This window comes from Methylobacterium nonmethylotrophicum (assembly GCF_004745635.1).
GTDB lineage: Bacteria > Pseudomonadota > Alphaproteobacteria > Rhizobiales > Beijerinckiaceae > Methylobacterium > Methylobacterium nonmethylotrophicum.
Map to the genome: position 1 here is coordinate 1 of NZ_SRLB01000042.1, position 15,979 is coordinate 15,979.

Annotated in this window: 16 protein-coding genes; 5 read left to right on the forward strand and 11 right to left on the reverse strand. The window is 71.3% G+C overall.

All coding sequences use genetic code 11. The features are described from left to right. Positions 1 to 537 precede the first annotated feature (537 nt). A complete protein-coding gene (locus EU555_RS31710; RefSeq protein ID WP_135419323.1) occupies positions 538 to 1,758 on the forward strand; it encodes a lytic murein transglycosylase in 1,221 nt (406 codons plus the stop codon). Positions 1,759 to 1,935: 177 nt separating this feature from the next. Here the strand turns inward: EU555_RS31710 and EU555_RS36460 are convergent, their stop codons facing one another. The 3 genes from EU555_RS36460 to EU555_RS36465 form a co-directional block, all read right to left on the reverse strand. Beyond that, positions 1,936 to 2,079, reverse strand: a complete 144-nt coding sequence (locus EU555_RS36460; RefSeq protein WP_167858727.1) for a hypothetical protein — start codon at positions 2,077 to 2,079, stop codon at positions 1,936 to 1,938. 238 nt (positions 2,080 to 2,317) lie between these two features. Further along, the gene (locus tag EU555_RS31715) at positions 2,318 to 3,487 is read right to left on the reverse strand and encodes a Gfo/Idh/MocA family protein (RefSeq protein ID WP_135419324.1); all 1,170 of its coding nucleotides are present in this window, start codon (positions 3,485 to 3,487) and stop codon (positions 2,318 to 2,320) included. Positions 3,488 to 3,497: 10 nt separating this feature from the next. After that, positions 3,498 to 3,671 (reverse strand): hypothetical protein, encoded by a 174-nt coding sequence (locus EU555_RS36465; protein ID WP_167858728.1) that lies wholly within the window; start codon positions 3,669 to 3,671, stop codon positions 3,498 to 3,500. 75 nt (positions 3,672 to 3,746) lie between these two features. Between EU555_RS36465 and EU555_RS31720 the strand changes: the two genes are divergently transcribed. Continuing rightward, positions 3,747 to 4,145 (forward strand): MAPEG family protein, encoded by a 399-nt coding sequence (locus EU555_RS31720; RefSeq protein ID WP_135419325.1) that lies wholly within the window; start codon positions 3,747 to 3,749, stop codon positions 4,143 to 4,145. Between the two features lie 16 nt (positions 4,146 to 4,161). Here EU555_RS31720 and EU555_RS31725 read toward each other — a convergent pair whose 3' ends face one another. After that, positions 4,162 to 5,151, reverse strand: a complete 990-nt coding sequence (locus EU555_RS31725) for an SDR family oxidoreductase (protein WP_135419326.1) — start codon at positions 5,149 to 5,151, stop codon at positions 4,162 to 4,164. A 68-nt stretch (positions 5,152 to 5,219) separates the two neighbouring features. Next, complete coding sequence (gene hydA, locus EU555_RS31730; RefSeq protein WP_135419327.1) at positions 5,220 to 6,626, reverse strand: dihydropyrimidinase; 1,407 nt, start codon at positions 6,624 to 6,626, stop codon at positions 5,220 to 5,222. 107 nt (positions 6,627 to 6,733) lie between these two features. Here hydA and EU555_RS31735 point away from each other — a divergent pair, with 107 nt between their 5' ends. The 3 genes from EU555_RS31735 to EU555_RS31745 are packed head-to-tail and all read left to right on the forward strand — an operon-like array spanning position 6,734 to position 8,073. After that, positions 6,734 to 6,922 (forward strand): type II toxin-antitoxin system HicA family toxin, encoded by a 189-nt coding sequence (locus EU555_RS31735; RefSeq protein WP_135419328.1) that lies wholly within the window; start codon positions 6,734 to 6,736, stop codon positions 6,920 to 6,922. A gap of 36 nt (positions 6,923 to 6,958) precedes the next feature. Continuing rightward, positions 6,959 to 7,363, forward strand: coding sequence for a type II toxin-antitoxin system HicB family antitoxin (locus EU555_RS31740; protein ID WP_135419329.1), 405 nt, complete (start codon positions 6,959 to 6,961; stop codon positions 7,361 to 7,363). Positions 7,364 to 7,419: 56 nt separating this feature from the next. Beyond that, positions 7,420 to 8,073 carry an aspartate/glutamate racemase family protein gene (locus tag EU555_RS31745; RefSeq protein WP_135419330.1) on the forward strand — a complete coding sequence of 218 codons (654 nt, stop codon included), beginning with the start codon at positions 7,420 to 7,422 and terminating at the stop codon, positions 8,071 to 8,073. A 2-nt stretch (positions 8,074 to 8,075) separates the two neighbouring features. Here the strand turns inward: EU555_RS31745 and EU555_RS31750 are convergent, their stop codons facing one another. The 6 genes from EU555_RS31750 to EU555_RS31775 form a co-directional block, all read right to left on the reverse strand. Further along, complete coding sequence (locus EU555_RS31750; protein ID WP_135419331.1) at positions 8,076 to 9,002, reverse strand: N-carbamoyl-D-amino-acid hydrolase; 927 nt, start codon at positions 9,000 to 9,002, stop codon at positions 8,076 to 8,078. 245 nt (positions 9,003 to 9,247) lie between these two features. After that, on the reverse strand, positions 9,248 to 10,912 hold the full coding sequence (nikE, locus tag EU555_RS31755; protein WP_135419332.1) for a nickel ABC transporter ATP-binding protein NikE: 1,665 nt from the start codon (positions 10,910 to 10,912) through the stop codon (positions 9,248 to 9,250). Further along, a complete protein-coding gene (locus EU555_RS31760; protein ID WP_135419333.1) occupies positions 10,912 to 11,787 on the reverse strand; it encodes an ABC transporter permease in 876 nt (291 codons plus the stop codon). Before EU555_RS31760 ends, nikE begins: the two co-directional genes overlap by 1 nt. Positions 11,788 to 11,792: 5 nt before the next feature. Further along, the gene (locus EU555_RS31765) at positions 11,793 to 12,824 is read right to left on the reverse strand and encodes an ABC transporter permease (RefSeq protein WP_135419334.1); all 1,032 of its coding nucleotides are present in this window, start codon (positions 12,822 to 12,824) and stop codon (positions 11,793 to 11,795) included. Positions 12,825 to 12,830: 6 nt separating this feature from the next. Then, positions 12,831 to 14,423 carry an ABC transporter substrate-binding protein gene (locus tag EU555_RS31770; RefSeq protein ID WP_245524593.1) on the reverse strand — a complete coding sequence of 531 codons (1,593 nt, stop codon included), beginning with the start codon at positions 14,421 to 14,423 and terminating at the stop codon, positions 12,831 to 12,833. Positions 14,424 to 14,588: 165 nt separating this feature from the next. Further along, positions 14,589 to 15,977 (reverse strand): NAD(P)-binding domain-containing protein, encoded by a 1,389-nt coding sequence (locus EU555_RS31775; protein WP_135419336.1) that lies wholly within the window; start codon positions 15,975 to 15,977, stop codon positions 14,589 to 14,591. Positions 15,978 to 15,979: the final 2 nt, after the last annotated feature.

Here is a 15,979-nt window from a genome sequence, read left to right on the forward strand (position 1 = left end):
AGCATCATCCTACTCACAGCCGGCCCTCCCAAGAAGGCCGACCCGCAGGGACGACGCCGTCCACGCTTCTCTTTCTCGTATCAACTTGTCAAAGAGCTGATCGGGCCAGGGGCCAGATCTCGTACCGTAGAGAACAGACAACAGCGCCAGGTTTGACCGGCCTCTGCTTGCTCGTCTGTCGGGTAGTGCCTCGGGGCCGAGCCGTTCGTTTCGGTGCCCCGTCGGTGAGCGGTCGTTTAAGGGTAGCCGGCTCGCCTGTCAACACGCCCGAACCGGGTCGGTGTGCGATCGAACCGACTGCCTCGCCGGGGACCTTCCGGTCCCCCTGCACGACCGTCTCCGGTGTCGGGAGCCGGCAGGCCGTGAAACGGCCTGCCGGCTCGCCCTATCTGGGGATGGCCGCGCAGGATTCAAGTCCCGGACTCAACATGACGGCCACCATCGGTGTCGGGCAGCGACGGTGCGTCCCGAACCTCCGGCTTGACCCGGACGGGCGCGGTCTCAACCTGTTTGTCGGATCACGAGGAGGCTGAACCGATGCGGCTGCCGACCGCGCTATTGTGTCTGCTCGCGGCGCCGGTTGCGCTGGCGCAAGATCCTGTCCCGCCATCGGCGGAGCCGCCGGCCTTCTCGGCCTGCCTGCCTGGCCTCGTCGCCCGGGCGCGGGAGCAGGGTGTGACGCCGGCCCTGGCGGAGACGCAGCTAGGTAGGCTCGCCGCGGATCCGGAGGTGCTGGCGGCGACGCAGCGGCAGGCGGAGTTCGAGAAGCCGGTCTGGGCCTATCTCGACGCTGCGGTCCGGGACGAGGTGGTGGCGGACGGGCGGGCGAAGCTCGCCGCGGAGGCGAGCCTGCCGACGATCGAGTCCGCCTACGGCGTCGACCGGCACGTGCTGGTGGCGATCTGGGGCATCGAGTCGGGGTACGGCGCCGTCCTCGACGATCCCCGCAAGGTGCGGCCGGTCCTGCGCTCGCTCGCGACATTGGCCTGCGCCGGGGGCCCGAGGGCCTCGACCTGGACGGAGGAGCTGGTGGCGGCCCTGCGCATCCTCGATCTCGGCCGCACGACCCCGGAGCGCCTGACCGGCTCGTGGGCCGGCGCGATGGGCCACACCCAGTTCATGCCGACGACCTACCTGAGCCACGGTCTCGACTTCGACGGCGACGGACGGGCCGATATCTGGGCCTCGGCGCCGGACGCCCTCGCGTCGACGGCGCAGTATCTCCGCAGCCTGGGCTGGCGTCCGGGCGAGAGCTGGGGCGGCGAGGTGGTGCTGCCGGCAGGCTTCGATTACCGGCTCGCCGACGAGACGACGTTGCGGCCGCTCTCCGCCTGGCGCGATCTCGGCGTGAAACCGGCCGGAGGGCAGGCGATCGGGACGGACGCGGACACCGCCCGTCTGGTGCTGCCCGCCGGGAGGCGCGGGCCCGCCTTCCTGCTGAGGCCGAACTTCCAGGTTCTGCTCGGCTACAACGCGGCCTTCTCGTACGCGCTCGCGGTGGGGCACCTTTCAGACCGGCTGCGGGGCGAGCCCGGCTTCGTGCAGGCCTGGCCCCGGGACGACCGGCCCCTCAGCACCGACGAGCGGCGGGAAATCCAGTCCGCCCTCGAGGCGAAGGGCCACCCGGTCGGCGGCGTCGACGGGCGGATCGGCCCGCGCACCCGCGCGGCAATCCGGGCCTGGCAGGCGGGCGCCGGGCAGGTGCCGGACGGCTACGCCGATTCCGGTCTGCTGGACCGCTTGCGCACCGGGAACTGATTCTCCGCCGTCGCACGATCCGGGTGCTCGCAGCCATCGCAACCGGGGCGACGTGCACGATGCCCGAACCGGACGCCTGGTGGCGATGGGCCCTGCGGCTGCGCGGCAAGGAGGCTGGCCACCGCTTCACCGCCGCTCCTCGGGGAAGCATGGCGTCGAGCGGCGCGTGACACCCGCTCAATGCGAGACGCAGGCGAGCACCAGACCGTCCGCCCGCGCCACATAGGCCGTGAGGATCAGGAAGACGAGGATCGTCAGCGCGTTCCAGGCGACGGAGCGGCCGCGGTCGATCAGGGTACGGGATTTGACGGCGGCCGGCATGGATGTGGCTCCTCGGCGAGCGGCGCCCGCGGCATGGTCGGAAGGGCTCAGCGCGAGGCGGAGTCTCTCCAGACCGGGCGGGGTGCCCCTCCCGCACATTCAAGCCGGCACCAGCGTGACCGTCAATGAACGCGGCTCCCAAAGAGACAGGGACGCTTGGAACAATTTTGCTGCATTTTCCGATTGTGTGAGACGATTCTTCTAAAGAACTCGACGAGAGGTCCGGCCGCGAAGACAGTCAGTTCTTCGGCACCCGGTCCTTGCCGAGGCCTGGATTCGACGCGTTGACGAGCGGCGGCGAGGCGACGGCCGACAGGGTCTGCTCCTGCGCCCGGGTGTCGATCCGCCTCGCGCGGGCGAAGGGTTCGAGCGTCACCGACCCTCCGGTCTCGAGCGCCCGCACGATGCCGTCGAGCACCCGGACGTCGGCATATCCCTCCTCGCCGTCCGGTTCCGGATCGCGCTCCGCCAGGATGCAGTCCGAGAAATACTTCAGCTCGCCGCCGAAATGATCGGTGTTCTTGAACCGTGCGTGGCTGCGCTCCTCGCCCAGAACCGTGACCTGCTCGAGCGGCTTGCCGTACAGAAAAGCAGGATCGACCGTGACGCTGCCCTCGGTACCGGCGATCGTATAGGTGTCGCGCGTATTGCCGACATAGGACAGGACGAACTGCGCCAGGCGGTCCCCGGGAAAACGCAGCGTCACCGCCACCGTGTCGTCGAAGTCGCCGAGGCCGGAATCCGGGTGGCGAAAGCCCAGCGCCGAGACCACCTCGGTCGGCTCAGCCCCGAACACCGCGCGGGCGGCGTTGACCGGGTAGGGGCCCATGTCGAAGACGGGGCCCGCCGCCACGCCGCTCCGCGCCCGGTGGTTGTCGGGCGCGACCCTCTGGGTGAAGGTCGAGGTGAAGGCCAGGATCTCGCCGAGCCGGCCGGAGCGCACGAGGTCGAGGGTCGCCAGGGTCGCCGGCTCGAAGTGCAGCCGGTAGGCCACCATCAGCCGAGCGCGCGAGGCGCGGGCAGCGTCGAGGATCACCCGGCACTGGGCGAGGGAGATCTCGAGCGGCTTCTCGACGAGGACGTGGAGGCCCGCCCGCAGGGCCGGGACGGCGAAGTCGGCGTGGCGCCAGTTGGGCGTCGCGAGATAGAGCGCGTCGACCGTGCCCGAGCGCAGCAGGACGTCGAACTGCTCGTAGCAATAGGTCGCGGCGACGCCATAGCGCTCCCCGAGGGCCCGGGCCTTCGCAGGATCGCTCGTCACCAGGGCCGCCACCTCGGAATTGCCGGTATGGGCCACGCCCGGCAGCATCGCCTCCTGGGCGATGTCGCCCAGGCCCACGAAGGCGTAGCGCACCTTGCGGGCCGGGGTCAGGCCGAGGGCGCCGGCGATGCTCCCGGTGATGCTCATGCGAGGATCCTCATGGGGCGGTTCCTTCAACGACGGGCGGGCTCGCGCCACCAAGCGCGCGGCTGCCCGGCGGTTCCGTGGCGACGGCGCACGGCAGCCGATCCATCGGATCGCGCGAGGCGATCGTGCGGATGCGCGCGCGCCGTCGGCCCGCGCCCGACCGCATTTCCAGGCCGAGCATCATGGTTGCCCGATCCATGAACCACATCGAAAAGAACCGACGCGACAAGAACTGGCCCGCACCTGAAGGAGCCATGCCATGGTGTTTCCGTCCCTGACCGCGGCCTATGGGGCCGTGCTGGCGCTCCTCTTCGCCGGCCTCTCGGCGTGGGTGATGGCCCGGCGGCTCTCCGCCAACGTGCTGCACGGCGACGGCGGCGACGCCGTGCTGCTGCACCGGGCGCGGTCCCAGGCGAACTTCGCCGAGTACGTCCCGTTGATTCTGCTCCTCGTCGGCCTGCTCGAGGCGCAGGGGGCGAGCCGTGTCCTGGTGCACGGCCTGCTCGTCGTGCTGCTGGTCGGCCGGGTGCTGCACCCGTTCGGCATGACGGCGCCGGCGAACTCAGCCAGGCAATTTGCCTGCCGCGGCGGCGGCATCCTGGCGACCTTCGCGGTGCTGGTCGTCGCCGCCCTGGCGCTGCTGCTGCGTCTCGCCTGAGCCCGCGCGAGGGGGCCTAACGCGACCGGGCCCTCACGGCCGCCGTCGCGGCGAGCAGCAGGGCGCCGGCCCCGAGGGCGACGCCGAGGCCGGCGCTGAGGCGCCGGGCCGAGGGCACGCCGTGGCGGTCGCGCCAGCCGCCGCTCGTGCGCCTCTCGTCGTCGAGGGGCACCCGCAGCGCGCCGTGGGTCCTGGGCGCCGGGCGCGCGCGGTCGAGGGCGCGGTGGATCGCGATCCCCATCAGGTGCTCGGTCGGGCCGGGTGCCAGCGCGTAGGCCGCCTGCGCCGCCCGGGCCGGCCAGCCGACCGCGACCTCGTCGTGGGGATGGCGGGCGACATGCACGAAGGTCTCGGCCACGTCCTCCGGCGCATACACGAACGGGCCGGCATCGATCCGCTTGCCCGAGACGTTGGCGCCGTGATCGAGCCCGGGCGTATCGACCATCGCCGGGAAGACCGAGCAGACATGGATGCGACGATGCCGGCGCAGTTCCTGGCGCAGGGCGGCGGTGAAGCCGCGAAGCCCGAACTTGCTCGCCGTGTAGGCCGCCGCGAACGGCGCCGGTGCCCAGCCGCCCAGCGAGATGTTGGTGATCAGCGTGCCGTGGCCCTGGCGTAAAAACACCGGAAGCGCCGCGTAGGCGCCGTGCATGCCCCCCAACAGGTTCACGGCGACCGTCAGGCGGTGGAGGTCGAGGGGCGCGTCCTGGTAGGGCCCGAACACCCCGGTGCCGGCATTGTTGATCCAGACGTCGATCCGGCCGAAGTCCCGCTCCGCCGCATCCGCGAGGGCCTGCACCGCGCCCGGGTCGGTGACGTCGGTCGGCACCACGATCACCTCGGCGCCCGCCCGCCGGCAGGCCTGCGCGACCTCGTCGAGCGCGTCCCGGCGGCGCGCCGCCAGGACCAGCCGGGCGCCCCGGCGGGCAAAGGCGAGGGCGGCGGCGCGGCCGATGCCGCTCGAGGCGCCGGTGAGCACCACGACAGCGTTCTGCAGGTCGGTCATGCGGGCCTCCTTGCCAGGGGGGAGTATCCGTCCCCGCTGGCGCAACCGGGAGGCCCGGCCGATGTTCCTCAGCCCCGCCGGATCGGCGCGCCGCTTCCGGCCTGCGCCGTCACCGTCCCGCCCTCGGCGATGACCCGGCCCCGGCACAGAACGGTCTCCGGCCAGCCGGTCACCGTGCGCCCGGCATAGGGCGTGAAGCCGGTGCGGTCCTCGACCATCGCGTCCGAGAGCGTCACGCGCCTGGACGGATCCCAGACACAGAGGTCGGCATCCTGGCCCACCGCCACCGAGCCCTTGGCCGTCAACCCGTAGATCCGGGCCGGCGCCGTCGCGGTGATCTCGACGAATTTTTGCAGGCCGAGCCGCCCGCCCGACACCATCGCGTCGAACAGGAGAGGCAGGCGCATCTGCAGGCCCGGCATGCCGTTGGCGATCTCCTTGAAGGTCGCGCCCGGGCCGGCCTTGAGCTTGCCGGTCTCGTCGTAGCGGTAGGGGGCGTGGTCCGAGGAGACGGTCTGAAGGTCGCCGAGGTCGAGGGCGCGCCACAGGGCCTCCTGGTCGCGGGCCTCCCGCAGGGGCGGCGAGCACATCCACTTCGCCCCTTCCAGGCCTGGCCGGTCGAGGTCGGATTCGGTGAGGAAGAGGTATTGCGGGCAGGTCTCCGCATAGACCTTGGCGCCCTCGCCGCGGGCCCGGCGCAGGATCGCGGCGCCTTCCTCGGTCGAAACGTGGAAGATCATCACCGGCTGGTCGAGGAACTGCGAGAACCGCACCACCCGCTCGAACGCCTCCGATTCCGACAGGCGCGGATGGCTCGCGGCGTGGTATTTCGGCGCCGTCTTGCCCTCCTTGAGGAGCTGCCGGCTCGCGAAGGCGATGAGGCCGTGGTTCTCGGCGTGGACGCAGACGAGGGCCCCGGATTCCTTGGCCGCCGCCATCAGGTCGAGCAGGGCCTCGTCGGCGAGCCGCAGGCGGTCATAGGTCATGAACGCCTTGAGCGAGGTGTGCCCGGACCGCACGAGGGCCGGGATGTCCCGGCTCAGGGTCTTCTCGGTCGCGTCGGCGACGATGAGGTGGAAGGCGTAGTCGATCACTGCGCCGCGCGCCGCGAGGCCCGTATAGTCCTCGACCACCTGAGCGAGATCCATGCCGACATGCTGCGCCGCGAAGGCGATGACGCTCGTGGTCCCGCCGAGGGCCGCCGAGCGGGTGGCGCTCTCCCAGGTATCGGCGTTCATGAGCCCCGAGGCCGAGAGCTGCTCGATATGGGCGTGGCTGTCGACCCCGCCCGGCAGCACCAGCTTGGCCCTGGCGTCGATCTCGCGCCGCCCGGGAGCGAGCCCGAGGCCGAGGGCCGTGATCCTCCCGTCGCGAATGCCGATATCGGCGGAGAAGACGTCGCTCGCCGTGGCGACGGTGCCGCCGCGGATCACGGTGTCGAAGGCGGGTTGGTTCGGGTCTCTGGATTCGGACATACGCGTCACGCTCCGATTTGAGAGAAAGAGGAGACGAGGGGCCATGGCCCTTCCGGTGGACTGCCCGCTCGTGTCATGTTCGGGCCTCGCGGGATGCGGGACTGCCGATGGATTCCGGGGATCTGATCGGCGAACGGGAGCGGGACGGCTGGTCCTGGCATTCCACCACCGGCAGTCATCGCCACTTCAAACACCCGACGAAGCCAGGAAAGGTGACGGTGCCACATCCCAAGAAGGACAGGCATCCCAAGACCGTGAAGTCGATCCGGAAGGCGGCAGGTCTTCAGGGCGCCTGACGCGCCCAGCGAATCCGGCCGGATGAGGACAGTGTCATGCATTACATCGCGTTCCTGCATCCTCCCGAGGGTGGTCCCGAATGGGGCGTCACCTTTCCGGACCTGCCGGGCTGCGTGTCGGGCGGGAAGACCTTCGAGGCCGCCATCGAGGGCGGGCGGGAGGCTTTGTCCGGCCATCCCGCCGTGATGCGCGCAGATGGAGACTCAATTCCTGCTCCACGCAGCTTTGCCGAATTCTCGGCCGATCCCGAGGCCATGGCGATGCTGGATGGCGGCCTGGTCCAGATCATCGCGCCGGATCCGGCGCCGGATATGAGGGTGCGCCTCGACCTCATGATCGATGCGACCCTGCTGCGCCGGACCGACGCGGCCGCCGAAGCCCGGGGCATGTCGCGCGCCTCCTTCATCGAGGCCGAGCTCCTGTCCGCGGCCGGGCCGTGACCGCTTCCGCGCCCGAAACTTGCAATCCTCAAGGCCCGACACACCAGGAGATCCCCATGGCGGCCGACCGGCGCATCCTCGTCATCAACCCGAACTCGAACGAGACCGTCACACGCGGCCTCGACGGCGCCCTGGCGCCGCTCGCGCGCCCCGGCATCGCCATCGCGTGCCGGACCCTGGCGGAGGGGCCGTTCGGCATCCAGTCGCAGGCCGATGTCGAGCAGGTGGCCCTGCCCCTGCGCGATCTCGTGCGGCGCGAGGCGGCGGACGCCTACGTCATCGCCTGCTACTCCGATCCGGGATTGCACGTCTGCCGCGAGGCGACCGACCGGCCGGTGCTCGGCATCGCCGAGTGCGGCATCCTCACCGCGCTCGCCCGGGCCGACCGGTTCGGCGTCATCGCGGTGGCGAGCCGCTCGATCCCGCGCCACCTGCGGGCCCTGCGCCAGATGGGCGTGAGCGAGCGGCTGGCGGGTGAGCGGGCGCTCGAGATGACGGTCGCCGAGACCGCGAGCGGCACGGATACGCTCGCCCGGATGATCGCCGTCGGCCGCGACCTGCGCGACCGGGACGGGGCGGGAGTGATCGTGATGGGCTGCGCCGGCATGGCGGTTCATCGGCGCGGCCTGGAGCAGGAGCTCGGCATCCCGGTCATCGACCCGACCCAGGCCGCGGTGGCGATGGCGATCGGGATCGTGGCGGTCGCCTGACATCACTCGGGCAGCACCGCGCCGGTCTGGGATACGATGCGGCCGTAATGCTCGGGTCGGCGGTGGCGGGCGAAGTCGAAGATCGTCTCCTTGCCGAACCGGGTCTCGTCGAGGTCGCACGGGACGACGATCACCCCGTCGGCCTCGCCGGGGAGTTCCGCCACGATCTTCCCGTTGGGATCGCAGATCAGGGTGCCGCCCATCAGCGGATGGCCGTCCTCGTCGCCGGCCTTGGCCACCGCCACCACCCAGGTGGCGTTCTGGTAGGCGCCGGCCTGGACCGAGAGCCGGTGGTGGAAGAGGCGGTCCTCCAGGCCTTCGGCGCCGCGCTGCGCGTTCACCGAGGGGGTGTTGAAGCCGAGCACCACCATCTCGACGCCCTGCAGGCCCATGACCCGGTAGGTCTCGGGCCAGCGCCGGTCGTTGCAGATGCACATGCCGAGGATCCCGCCGAGCATCCGCCAGACCGGGAAGCCGAGGTCGCCGGGCTCGAAGTAGCGCTTCTCGAGGTGCTGGTGCGAGCGCGCGGGGTCGAACTCGTCATGGCCGGGAAGGTGGACCTTGCGGTACTTCCCGACGATCGTTCCGTCGCGGTCGACCAGGATCGAGGTGTTGAAGTGCCGGCCCTCGGGGGTGAGTTCCGCATAGCCGAACGAGAGCGCCATGCCGTGCTGTCGCGCCCGGGCGAAGAGCGGGGCGGTGGCCGGCCCCGGCATCTCGCGCTCGAACCAGTGGTCGGCCTCGGCCCGGTCCGCGTGGTACCAACGCGGGAAGAAGGTGGTGAGCGCGAGTTCCGGATAGACGATCAGGTCGGCGTCCTGGCGTTTCGCCTCGTCCATCAGGGCGATCATGCGGGCGACGACGCTGTCGCGGTCCTCGGCCTTCTGGATCGGCCCGAGCTGGGCGGCGGCGGTACGGATCACGCGCATCGGAGATGTCCCACTGACTGTATTCGACGTGACAAACTGCGCCTTGCCTCTGTGAACAGGACGCTTGTCCACTCCACGACCTCATCCTGAGGTGCCCGCAAAGCGGGCCTCGAAGGAGGGCTCCAGGAGTCTGTGCGATACTTGGAGCCCCCCTTCGAGGCCCAGCGATCTTCGATCGCGTGCGATCTCCGATCGCCAGCACCTCAGGATGAGGTCGTGGGTTGGAGGGAAGGAATCCGGAGGCCTCACGCCGCCGGCTCCGCGGCCGCGAGCCCCCGCGGCGCGCCCGGCCGGAAATGCGGGATCGCCGCCAGCAAGTCCCGGGTGTAGGCGGTGCGCGGCGCCCGGAAGAGGTCGCGGCTGACGCCCTCCTCGACCACCCGCCCGCCCTGCAGCACGATCGTGCGCTCGCACATCATCCGCACCACGTTGAGGTCGTGGCTCACGAACAGGAAGGCGAGGCCGTCCTCGCGGCGCAGGTCGTCGAGGAGGCGAAGGACCCCGGCCTGGACCGAGACGTCGAGGGCCGCGGTCGGCTCGTCGAGCACCAGGAGCCGGGGCTTCACGGCGATCGCCCGGGCGATGCCGATGCGGGCCTTCTGGCCGCCGGAGAGCTGGTGCGGGAACCGGTCGAGGAGAGACGCCGGGAGGCCGGCCCGCTCGGCGCTCTCGATCACCCGCAGCCGCAGAGCCTCGCCGCGGAGCGGCGTCAGGCGCTTCAGCGGATGGGCGATGCAGTCGAAGGCCGAGAAGCGCGGGTTGAGGCTGTCGGTCGGGTCCTGGAAGACGATCTGGATCGCGCGCCGGTGGGGCGAGCGGTGGAAGTCGCGCGCCGGGATCGTGCCGATCGACTCGCCGTCGAACAGGATGCTCCCGGCGCTCGCATCGAGGAGGCGGCAGATCATCCGCGAGGTCGTGCTCTTGCCCGAGCCCGATTCGCCGACGAGGCCGAGGCTCTCGCCCTCCCGCAAGGCGAAGGACACGTCCTCGACCGCCATGGCGCCCCCGAACGCCTTGCCCAGTCCCTGCACCTCGAGAAGGGGCGGCGTGCCGGGGGGCGGCGCCGGGCGGGGCGCGGAGGGCGGCCGGCCGCCCTCCGGCGCCAGGTCGGCAAGCGTCGAGGTCGGGGTCGGCGAGGCGGCGACGAGGCGCTTGGTGTAGGGGTGGCGGGGGGACGAGAACAGCGTGCCCGGCTCGCCCTCCTCGACGAGGCGGCCCTGCTCCATCACGGCGATGCGGCCGCAATACTGGGCGGCCAGGCCGAGGTCGTGGGTGATCAGGATCATCGCCATGCCGCGCTCGGCGGTGAGCCGGGCGACGAGGTCCATCACGGTCTTCTGGGTCGTCACGTCGAGGCCGGTGGTCGGCTCGTCGGCGATGAGGAGCGCCGGGCGGCAGGCCAGCGCCAGGGCGATCATCACCCGCTGGCACATCCCGCCGGAGAGCTCGTGCGGGTAGGCGTCGAGGCGCCGCGCCGCGTCGCGGATGCGCACCGCCTCCAGGCTCTCGAGCGCCCGCTCCCGCGCCTGGCCCTTCGGCAGGCCGCCGGCCGTCAGCACGTCGGCGAGCTGGCGGCCGATGGTGCGGATCGGGTTGAGGGCGGCCCTCGGGTTCTGGAAGATCATGCCGATGGCCGACCCGTGCGCCGCCCGCAGGTCCGCTGCCGAGAGCCGGGTGACGTCCTGGCCGCGGAAGCGCACCCGGCCGCCGGTGATGCGCCCGGCCCGGTCGAGGAGGCGCGCCGCCGCGAAGGCGGTGACGGACTTGCCGGAGCCCGATTCGCCGACGAGGCCCAGGCTCTCGCCCGGCGCCACCGCGAGGGAGACGCCGCGCAGGGCCTCGACCGGGCCGCGGCGGGTCGCGAAGGTGACCCGGAGATCCTCGATCGACAGCAGGGGGGAGGGCTGCATCAGGTCCGCATCCGGGGATCGAGGATGTCGCGCAACCCGTCGCCGAGCAGGTTGAAGCACAGAACCGCCAGCATCAGGGCGAGGCCCGGGAAGGCGACGAGCCACCACTTGCCGGTGGTGATGAAGCGCGCGCCTTCGGCGACGAGAATCCCCCATTCCGGCGTCGGCGGGCGCACGCCGAGGCCGATGAAGGAGAGGCCGGCGGCATTGAGGATCGCCCAGCCGAGGTTGAGCGAGATCTGCACCGCCATGGCGGGCAGGACGTTGGGGAGGAGGAAGCGCAGGACCACCGCGAGATGGCCCTCGCCCCCGGCCCGCGCCGCCTCGACGTAGCCGGCGTCGCGCCGCACGTTCACCTCGGCCCGGGCGAAGCGGATGTAGAACGGCAGGTTGATGATCGCGGTGGCGATGACGATGTTCTCGACCCGGTTGCCCAGAGCCGCCACCAGGGCCATCGCCAGCACGAAGAGCGGGAAGGCCATCAGCACGTCGACGAGGCGCCCGACCACCCGGTCGAGCCGGCCGCCGGCATAGCCGCTCACCCCCCCGATCACCGCGCCGAGGATGAAGGACAGGCTGACCGCCGAGAGCGCGATGGCGAGATCGAGCCGCGTCGCCGCGATGATGCGGCTGAGCACGTCGCGGCCGAGCTGGTCGGTGCCGGCCCAGTGCGCGGCGCTCGGCGGCTGCAGCGCCACCGTCACGTCGGAGGCGACGGGGTCGTAGGGAACGAGCCAGGGGCTGAAGACGGCGACGAGGCAGAGCAGCGTCGCGCCGGCGGCGGCGATCGCCGTGAGCGGGTTCTCGCGCAGGACGTAGCCTGCATGGCGCAAGGTGCTGGGCGGGGGGCTGAGGGCAGGGGTGACGGCGTTCATCGCGGCTACTCGATCGAGACGCGCGGGTCGGCGAGGCCGTAGAGCACATCGACCGTGAGGTTCACGATGACGAACAGGCTCGCCATCAGGAGCACGAAGCCCTGGACCGGCGCGTAGTCCGAGGCGAGCAGCGCGTCGAGGGCGTAGGAGGCGACCCCAGGCCAGGAAAACACCTTCTCCACCAGCACGTTGGCCCCGAGCATGGTGGAGAAGACGATGCCCGCGATGGTGAGGACCGGCAGGATCGCGTTGCGCAGCGCATAAGTGACGATCACCCGCCGGCGCGGCAGGCCGAGGGAGCGGGCGGTCCGGATGAAGTCGCTGCCGAGCACGCTCAGCATCGCCGCCCGGGTGATGCGGGCGAGCGGCGCCAGCACGAACAGCGCCATGGTGAGCGCCGGCAGCACGAGCTGGCCGGCCGCCGCGCGCCAGCCCTCCCCATCGCCGACGAGGAGGAAGTCGATCAGCAGGAAGCCGGTGATGTCCGGCGGGCTCGCCGCGAAGACGTCGACGCGGCCGGTCGGATCGGGCGCGACGCCGAGCAGGTAGTAGAACACGTAGATCAGCAGCAGGCCCGACACGAAGGTCGGGACGCAGACCCCGAGCGCACACAGGAAGCGCACGGCGTGGTCGACGAGCGAGCCGGGCCGGAGCGCCGCCGCGATCCCGAGGGGGATCGCCAGCAGGAGGGCGATGAGGAGCGCCGTGACGGTCAGTTCGAGCGAGGCCGGCAGGCGCTGGCGGAGATCCGTCAGCACCGGCTGGCCGGTCGTCATCGAGCGGCCGAGCTGCCCGCGGGCCACGTCGCCGAGGTAGCGCACCAGCTGCTCCGGCACCGGCTTGTCGAGGCCCATCTGGCGGCGGATCTCCTCGATCTCCGCCTTGCCGGCATTGGGCCCTGAGGCGAAGAACACCGCCGGGTCGCCGGGCAGCACCCGCATCAGCAGGAAGGTGAAGACCAGGACGCCCAGGAGAGCCGGCAGCGACGACAGGAAGCGCCGCCCGGTGCGCCGGGCGATGCCGGTGGCGGAGGCCATCCGCGCCTACTTCTCTGCGGCTTTGCGCGACAGGTCGCGGTAATCGACCTGGCGGTGGAACTGGTAGGTGTAGCCCTCGACGGATTGGGCCATCACGGCGTCCTGGTTCGGCTGCCAGATCGGGATCTGCGGCATCAGGGCGAAGTGGCGCTTGTTGAGGGCGCGGGCCTCGTCGTCGTACTTCGCCGGATCGCGCTCGAACCGGGCCTTGGCGGCAAGCTCGTTGATCTCGGGATCGTCGATCGAGCTGTAGTTCCAGCGCTGGTTGCCGGTGTAGAAGTTGCGGTAGAAGTAATCCGGCGAGGGCAGCCAGGCGACGATGCCTTCGGTGAAGAACGGCAGCTTCTTCTCGCTCACTTGCGTCGACATCTGCGCGTCGGGCAGTTTCTGGATCTCGACCTTGACGCCGATCTTTTCCAGCGACTCGCGGATCAGAGCGGCCATCGGCTCGGCCGTGGCGGCCTGGCCGACATTGAAGCTGAAGGTGGTCGAGAACCCGTCCGGCAGGCCGGCCTTGGCGAGCAGCGCCTTGGCCTTGGCGAGGTCGAGGGTCACCGGCTGGGCGACGGGGAAGGCCGGCTGCGGGTCGCCCTCGCCCCAGGTCGCGCCGAAGAGCGGCTTGCCGCGGCCGAACAGGGCGGCCTTGAACATCGCGTCGTAGGGCAGGGCGTAGGCCAGCGCCTGGCGCACCTCGACCTTGTCGAAGGGCGGCATCCGCGTGTTGAAGGAGATCAGCGTCAGCGCGTTGAATTGCGGCGTGGCGATGACCTTCAGCTTGGCCCGCTCCTTGAGCGCGAGCGCGTCGTTGGCCTGCAGGTCGATGACGATGTCGGCGTCGCCCTTCTCGACGAGGTTCGCGCGGGTCGCCGGATCGGGAATGGTCTGGGCGATGATGCGCTTGAAGCCGGCGGGCTTGTCCGGCGCCGCCCCGATCCAGTCGGGGTTCCGCTTGAGGACCACCTGCTCGCCGGGCTTGAACACGTCGACGCTGTAGGCGCCGCTGCCGACGGCGTGATCCTTGAGCCAGGTCTGCGCCCAGGGATCCTCGGGCGTGGCGTGGGACTTGGCGACCTTGGAGTTGATGACGATGGCGTAGACGGTGGCGAGGTTCGGCAGGGCCAGCCGGTCGGGCTTCGGCAGCGTGACCTTGAAGGTGTGGGGATCGACCACCGTGAACTGGTCGGGGCTGGTCAGCGAGCCGGTGAGGAGCTGCGGCCCGGCGAGCGACTTGGCCGAGACGGCGCGGTCGAGCGACCACTTCACGTCGTCGGCCGTGACCGGGGTGCCGTCCTGGAACTTGGCGTCCTTGCGGAGAAAGAAGGTGAGGGTCAGGCCGTCGGGGCTGACCTCGTAGCGCTCGGCGAGCTCGCCGCGGATCGAATCGAGGTCGAACACCCAGTTGTCGCCGAGCTTCTTGCGCCCGAAGCTGACGAGGCGGTCGTAGGTCGACAGGCTGATCGCGAAGGCCTCGCGGGTGGTGCCCGGCATGGTCGGGTCGAGGGTGTTGACCGCCGCGCCCGTGACGTAGCGCAGGGTCTCGGCCCGGCTCTGGGCCCGGGCCGGGCCCGTCACGACGAAGGCGGCCAAGGAGGCAGCCAAGAAGGCGGAGGCGAGCGCCGCCGCCCGTCCGCCCGTCCGAATGCTGGTCTTCGTCACGCCGATCCCTTCCTGCATCTGGTCCGCCCGCGGCTAGCAAGGGGCGTTCCAGCAAGGCCCATTCCAGACCAGGGACGGTTCCGGGGCAAGGGCCTCGCTCGGCCCCCGTCAGCGCAGGACCGCCTGAGGCACGTCGTAGGCCCGGAAATCGGCCCAGAGCCGGTCGAGGTCGGCGGTGAACAGCCCGCGGGTGATTCCGGAGACGAGGCGCGGCACCGCGGTCGTCATGGCGTTGATCGACGAGCCGGAGGGGCCGTGGCTCAGGGTCGAGGCGATGCCGAACAGGTGGATGTCCTGGATCCACGGCGTCAGGCCCGGCTCGCGCTCGGCGAGCGCGTAGTCGTCGCCGAGATACGGATAGGCCGACAGCCGCGCGTCGCGCTCCTCGGGCGGCGGCGTGTAGCGGTCGCCCCAGGTGGCGATGTTGTGGGCAAACGCTAACAATTCGGGCCGCGCCGTGTAGTCGATGACGATTCCGGTGGCGGCGATGACGAAATCGGCGGCGATCGCGCCCCGCGGCGTGTCGAGGGCGACCGCGCCGTCGCGCATCCGGGCGGCGCGGATGGGCGCGCCGGGCCGGAAGTGAAAGTTCGGATGGCGGGCGCAGCGGTCCCATGTCGCCTGCGGAAAACCCTCGCGCAGGCCCATCACGGCGCTCATGAAGCGCCAGCGCCAGGCGTCGTCGAGGTCGCCGAGATGGCGCAGGAAGCCCGCGAAGGTGAGCCAGCGATAGGGCTGCACCACCTGCGCCTCGGGGCGCCGGCACAGCAGCGTGACCTCGGCGGCGCCGGCCTCCAGCGCCGTCGCCGCATTGTCGAAGGCCGAGGCGCCGGCGCCGATCACGGCGACGCGCTTCCCCGCCAGACCCGCGAAATCGACCGCGTCGTCGGTGCGGGCGACGCGGTCGGCCGGCAGGTCGGCCAGCGCCTCCGGCAGGGCCCAGCGCCCGGCCCCCTCCTGGCCGGTGGCGAGCACGACCTTGCGGGCGTGGCGCACCGTGCCGTCCGCCGCCGCGACGGCGAGGAGCCCGCCCGCCGGGGCGATGCCGGTGACCGTCACCTCGTTGAGAACGGGCACGCCCGTCGCGTCCCGCACGAAGGCCAGGTAGGCCGCCCAGTCCTCCCGCGGGATCAGGTCGAGGGCCTCCCAGCTCGCGGCGCCGTAGCGGGCCTCGTGCCAGGACTGGTAGGTCAGGGCCGGCAGGCCGAGATCGGGCCCGGTGAAGTCCTTCGGGCTGCGCAGGGTGCGCATCCGGGCATAGGTGAGCCAGGGGCCCTCCAGCCCCGCCGGCGCCCGGTCGAGCACCAGGATGTTGGTGACCTGGGCGCGCATCAGCCCGAAGGCGACCGCCAGGCCCGACTGCCCGGCCCCGACCACGATCACGTCGTAGGCAGGGTTTCCGTCAGGGCCGGGCCGGGGCGTGAGCCAGGGCGCGCGGGGATGGGCGGTGCGGGCGATCTCGTCGCGGACGCGGGCGTGGAGGGCGTCGAGGGACATCA